At 47.3% G+C, this 1,498-nt stretch carries 1 protein-coding gene; it reads right to left on the bottom strand.

Annotated features, from left to right (window positions below):
- Nucleotides 1-46 precede the first annotated feature (46 nt).
- Nucleotides 47-1,276 carry an IS256 family transposase gene (locus SIN01_RS14680; protein ID WP_029548235.1) on the bottom strand — a complete coding sequence of 410 codons (1,230 nt, stop codon included), beginning with the start codon at nt 1,274-1,276 and terminating at the stop codon, nt 47-49.
- Between the last annotated feature and the right edge of the window lie 222 nt (nt 1,277-1,498).

Consider the following 1,498-nt stretch of genomic DNA (forward strand, 5'->3'; position numbering starts at 1 on the left):
TCAAGTCTTTTTTTGTGTGTAAATTCATCTCGGTTAGAACAGATGATTAACTTGGATAAATCATAGTCACTTTACTCGATTTTGCCGATTTATGTTGCTTTGCCTTCCAACTAAAGTACTCGTCCATTTTCAGATAGCAGCGACTCGACCATTTCTCATCCTGCTCCATGAGCAGCGAACCCATGATGCGGATGATCGATTCACGATTGGGAAAGATGCGTATCACCCGTTCACGACGACGAAATTCTTCGTTGAGGCGTTCCATACCGTTTGTCGTGCGTAGACGGCGACGATAAGGTTCTGGTAGCGTGAGCACGGCTGTCACATCGTCAAAAGCAGCTTCGACAAGCTTGGTTACTCGAGGTACCTTTTCTTGATACGTCTCTAGAAACGATTGGAGTAAGGTCTGAGACGTTTGGACATTGGGTGCCTGAAGGATCGCCTTCACCTGCTCGGTGCCCTCGCGCTTGAGCGACTTCGGAAGCCGATCGTGCACGTTGCGCAAAAAATGAGCCTGACACCGTTGCCAGGTGGCACCCTGGAAGGCTTTTTGGACCGCCTTGACGAGACCGCCATGATCATCACTAACCACGACATCAACGCCTTTCAAACCACGAGCCTTCAGCCAGTCAAAATAGTTTTTCCAAGCGTCCGTGCTTTCGCTATCATCAACTTTCAAACCAAGAATCGTTCGGTAACCCTGATCATTGATTCCATAACTGACCAGGACGCCTCGGGAGCGAACACGTCCATTTTCGCGCACTTTGGTATAAACCGCATCAACAATGAGAAAAGGATAGTTCCCCTCCAGGGGACGATTGTTCCAGCCCGAGACAATCGGATCCAGACGACCACAAAGATCTGAGACGGTCGTTTTCGAAAACTCCGTACCGCAAAGTTCTTCTGTAATCTGACTGACCCGACGGGTCGAAACACCGTTAATGACCATTTCCATCAAGGACAGTACCAGCGCCTGTTCACTGCGCTGATAGCGATTAAAAAGGTCGGTTGAGAAATGACCATTACGCAATCTGGGCACATTCAGTGTGAGCTTTCCCACACGTGTCTTCAATTGACGCGGATAAGAACCATTTCGGTAATCGGTTCGGACGTTGCTTCGTTCATACTTTTCTACTTTAAGCTGTTCACTGGCCTGAGCTTTTAACACTTGATTGAAAATCGCCTCCAAAAGGGCGTTCATTCCTGAGCTTTTCGCGTCACCAAGAAATAATTGATGCAGAAGTTGTTCATTTAGAGTAATCTGTACTTGAGCCATCCCTGAGTGTCTCCTTTAGAATTTGGTTTTGGTCAACTCTATTCTAACTGAGATGATGGGCTCCGGCTCATTTTCTATGAAAAAAATGAGAGAGAAGAGAGGAAGACGGATCTCGCTGTTTTACCAGAGGGGGGCCGGCCCCCCTCTGGTAAAACAGAACTCCCGGTCATCATTTTTCTCTCATTCAGATACCCCTTTTTACACAATTATACGGCCTCAACT

Origin of the sequence: Sporolactobacillus inulinus (genome assembly GCF_006539285.1) — a bacterium.
Classification (GTDB): domain Bacteria; phylum Bacillota; class Bacilli; order Bacillales; family Sporolactobacillaceae; genus Sporolactobacillus; species Sporolactobacillus inulinus.